We start from the raw sequence: 4,457 nt of genomic DNA on the forward strand, positions 1-4,457 counted from the left end.
ATACAGAAATATTTAAAAGTAGACATGAAAACTTGTAGTGTTTATGGCATGGCTAAATGTAGAATCTTTGATAAAAAGTAGATGTTTAGACCATATTTAGCATTTAGCAAAAAATATATATTAAAAAATAGATTTTTATAGGAAATAAGTGTATCATTTAGAACTTGAGATACACTTATTTTTTATTTTATATAATTTTGACACGACAACACATGTATTTTACTCAAAAGATAGAACTAATTGATATAATCTTTGTGTATGTGTATGTGTATGTGTATGTGTATGTGTATGTGTATGTGTATGTGTATGTGTAATAAAGTTCTTTAGTTTCACATGAGAAATATTACCTTACACACACTTTAATTTTTAAGAAGTAATGACATTTTTATGAGTAACTTTTCTTGTCAATATCCTTTGTTGTGAGTTAAAATTATAAAAATACTACTTAGGAGGTAAGTAATTATGGGCATGATAGGAAGTTATTTTAGAATAAGTGAAGAAAATATTTTGAAATTACAACAATCAACAGATAACTTAGAGGATTTTATGTTTGAAGATGTACAGGAAGATAACAGTATTAATATTGATAAAGCATGGCATGCAATTCAGTTTACTCTGACTGGTTGTCCTTTTGGTGGAGATGATGATAATATTTTTAGTAAATTAGTGTTGAGTGGAAATACATTTATGGAAATTGAAGGAGAATTCTATCCTATGCTGATTACAGCTAATGATGTAAAAAAACTATCAGAGGCAATGAACAATTTGGAAGAACAAGAATTTAGAAAAAAATTTAGTGTCAGTGAAATGCTAGAAAATGAAATTTATCCTGTTATGGATGATGAAGATGAGGATGAATTTTTTGAATATGTATGGGCTAATTTAATTGAACTTAAAAAATTTATGCAAGTAGCTTCTAATGAAGGACAAGCTGTAATATTTTGTATAATGTAATGATTATTATAAAGCTGTTTATCATAAGGTTGTAAGCTTTATAAAGTTGTTTACTATAAAGTTGTAAATTTTAATAAAGTTAGATATGAATAAATAATGACGTTATAAGAGTACATATTATATTAATTTTAAAAGAATTTTTTAAATAGTAATATTATCTTTAGACACTTTAATTATTTTTAAATCACTATAGTACAGAAGTCATTAGTATATAAGCACATTTATTTTATTTATTAAGAGAAATTAAAATCTTTAGAAAAAATTTAGAAATTTCTAAATAATATCTTAAGTTTTAGAATCTATTATGAAAATATAATAAAAAGTTCATAAAAATAAAATACTATAAAATGATTTGTGGGGGTGTACTTATATATGGAAATGAAAATATCAGTGTCTAATCTCAGTAAGAGGTTTGGTTCAAAAATGGCTCTTGAAAATGTAAACATTGAAATTGATAGTGGAATGTTTGGACTTTTGGGAAGAAATGGAGCAGGAAAAACAACATTTATGCGAATTCTAGCTACTTTGTTATCAAAAACAGATGGTTCAATAGATATGTGTGGAATTCCTATAGAAAAAACAAAAGAAATTAGAAATATGGTTGGTTACCTTCCTCAAGATTTTTCAATGTATCCAAATATGACAGTGTATGAAGCAATGGATTATCTAGCTGTTTTATCAAATATACCATCAGGAAAAAGAAGAAAAATTATCAATAAATTATTAAGCAAAGTAAATTTAACTAATTATCAAAGAGTAAAAGTAAAATCTTTATCTGGAGGTATGAATAGAAGACTTGGAATTGCACAAGCGCTGATTCACAATCCTAAAGTTTTAATAGTAGATGAACCAACAGCAGGACTTGACCCAGAAGAGCGTATACGATTTAGAAATTTATTATGTGAGATTGCCAATGATAGAATAGTTATATTATCAACACATATTGTAGGGGATATAGAGGCTACATGTGAAAATATAGCTATATTAGATAATGGAAAAGTTATATATAATGGAACAACTGAGGCATTGTCAAAACTTGCTGATGGAAAAGTATATAGTGTTGAAGTAGATAAAAAAGACATAGAAAATATAAAAAATAGATTTGTAGTTATAGGTATGTTGACTCAAGGTGGAAAAGCTACACTTAGAATAATATCAAAAGACAAGCCTTTTGAAACAGCAATAGAATGTAACCCGACTATCGAAGATGGCTATATGCTTATGATGGGAGGAGATAAGATATGAATCTATTTATAAAAGAGTGTAAAAACATATTAAAAAGCACCGTTTATTATGTTTTTATTGTAGTATTGGTAGTTTTCTATATTTCACAACTTGGAAGCTCAGTTTCAGAAGATGTAAGCAAAAATATTCCTAATGAAGGGAATCCATTAGTTGTTCCTCAAAGAGTAGAAAATATTGATGAATACTACTTAAAACACAATCAATATCCATATGGTCAAAAAGAATCTTTGAAGTCTGATAAAGTAATTCCAAGTGCAACTATAAGTTTAATTAGAGAATATCAAGAAAATTTATATACAACATATCCAATGGGAATTGTTAAATCTATAAAATTAAATGAAAGTAAAACGAAAACTATAGAGAAGTACATTGAGGAGATAACTGGTAACAGTATTGACAAAGTAAACTCAATTTGGAAAAGTGGGGAAAATATAGAAGTAAATGTTTCTAAATTATCATTTGAAAGATTTGAAGAAATAATGCAAAGTGTAGATGAAATTTTAGGTGGTGGGTCTGCGTATTCTATTGATAAATTACAAAGATTTGGTACGATTCCAGTTACTTATGAAGAAGCTATGCAAGACTATAACTATACAATACAAAAAGATAAAGTGACTAATGGTTATGCAAGAATTTTTTGTGACTATATAGGCATAATTTTAAGTATATTTCCAGTATTCTTAGCAGTCTTTATGTCAATGAAAGATAGACGTTCAAGAATGAGTGAAATTGTCTATTCAAGACAAGCATCAACATCTAAGATAATTTTATCAAGATATTTTGCTCTTGTATTTATGATGATGTTGCCAGTTTTAATTTTAGGCATAAAAGAATTGCTTCCTTTAATTTCATTTGCTAAAGATGAAGGAATTTCTGTTGATAATTTAGCATTTGTAAAATATACACTGTGGTGGTTATTGCCAACTCTTATGATAGTTACAGCTGTAGGAGTGAGTCTGACTGTATTAACAGACACACCAGTAGCAATTATTGTTCAATTAGTTTGGTGGTTTTACAGTATAAACTCCATAGGTCTTGAAGGAGATTATCCATCAGTGGGACTAATGATAAGACATAATAATGTACTAAATGGAACTATTATAGTAGAAAACTTTAATAGTATTATGAGTAATAGAATTTTAATGGGATTGGGAGCATTAATAATTGTCTTGATAACTACATTCTTATATGAACAAAAAAGAAGGGGGAATCTTAATGTTGGTTCAAAGTTTTCAAAATTATTTAGTTTTAATAAAAGAAAACTTCAAATTAAGCACTCTAATTAATCTAATATGTTCAATTGGGATGTTATGTTTGATTCCATTTATACAAGGGGTAGCAAATTTAGATAGTGTTTCAGCAGCTATATGTCTTGAAAACTATGTTGTAATAGTAGGGATAATAATGATGGTTCCTATATTTTACTTAGAGCAATCAAAGGAAATTGATGAGATAGTATCATCAAAATCAGTATCTCAAGTAGTTATACAATTAATAAGAATAGTAATGTCAATTATAAGTATAATTATGTTAATTTCTGGATTTGTATTAGTTTTAAAACATCTTGGAGGCAATTTTCCTATATTTAAATATATTGTGGGGAGTTTTGCATCAGCTATGTTTATAGGAAGTTTAGGTATGTTATTTTCAAATTTATTTAACAATACTATTATAGGATATATGGTATCTATAGGATATTTAATTTTAAATATGATGACTAAAGATAAGTATGTTGGAAATTTCTTTATAATGTCCATGAGTCGAGGTAGCTTTGATGAGAAGTATTGGTTGATATGTGGAAGTTTTGTGTTGATAATTGTGTCTCTTTTGATAAAGCCAATAAAAAGAAAGGTTGGATAGATTAAAAGAAAAATTGGTTAGACTAAAATTGTTTATTGTGGCAAATTAAATAGAGTAATATAAAAACTGTCTATTGAAGATAAACTAAGTATACTAATATAAAAATTGTTTATTGTAGTAAAACTAAATAGATTAATAATAGGCATTTTTAGGTTAATAATTAGAACTATAATAAAAGTTATTAGATTTATAATATATGCTATCAATAATTTTATGTAATATGGATTTATTGATAATTGAATGATTTAACGCAGATAAGATTTGAATTAGAGCATTAGGTAAAATAAACATATCTTTAAATATGAAGTTATATTTACAAAAGAGGCTATTAGTAGATTTGAGGCTGTAAGTAGATTTGTGTAAAAACAAATTTACCTACAGCTTTTTTATATTTACAC

The 4,457-nt window shown here is 26.6% G+C and carries 4 protein-coding genes; all 4 read left to right on the plus strand.

All coding sequences use genetic code 11. The annotated features are described in order from the left end of the window. The first annotated feature begins 462 nt into the window (after positions 1–462). The 4 genes from KGF50_RS20465 (at position 463) to KGF50_RS20480 (ending at position 4,059) form a co-directional block, all read left to right on the plus strand. On the plus strand, positions 463–954 hold the full coding sequence (locus KGF50_RS20465; RefSeq protein WP_227849764.1) for a YfbM family protein: 492 nt from the start codon (positions 463–465) through the stop codon (positions 952–954). A gap of 372 nt (positions 955–1,326) precedes the next feature. Then, positions 1,327–2,199 carry an ABC transporter ATP-binding protein gene (locus KGF50_RS20470; RefSeq protein ID WP_227849765.1) on the plus strand — a complete coding sequence of 291 codons (873 nt, stop codon included), beginning with the start codon at positions 1,327–1,329 and terminating at the stop codon, positions 2,197–2,199. Continuing rightward, positions 2,196–3,485 carry an ABC transporter permease gene (locus KGF50_RS20475; RefSeq protein WP_227849766.1) on the plus strand — a complete coding sequence of 430 codons (1,290 nt, stop codon included), beginning with the start codon at positions 2,196–2,198 and terminating at the stop codon, positions 3,483–3,485. The genes KGF50_RS20470 and KGF50_RS20475 overlap by 4 nt, the downstream gene beginning before the upstream one ends. Further along, positions 3,415–4,059, plus strand: a complete 645-nt coding sequence (locus KGF50_RS20480; RefSeq protein ID WP_227849767.1) for an ABC transporter permease — start codon at positions 3,415–3,417, stop codon at positions 4,057–4,059. The genes KGF50_RS20475 and KGF50_RS20480 overlap by 71 nt, the downstream gene beginning before the upstream one ends. Positions 4,060–4,457: the final 398 nt, after the last annotated feature.

This window comes from Clostridioides sp. ZZV15-6598 (genome assembly GCF_020657705.1).
Classification (GTDB): Bacteria; Bacillota; Clostridia; order Peptostreptococcales; family Peptostreptococcaceae; genus Clostridioides; species Clostridioides difficile_F.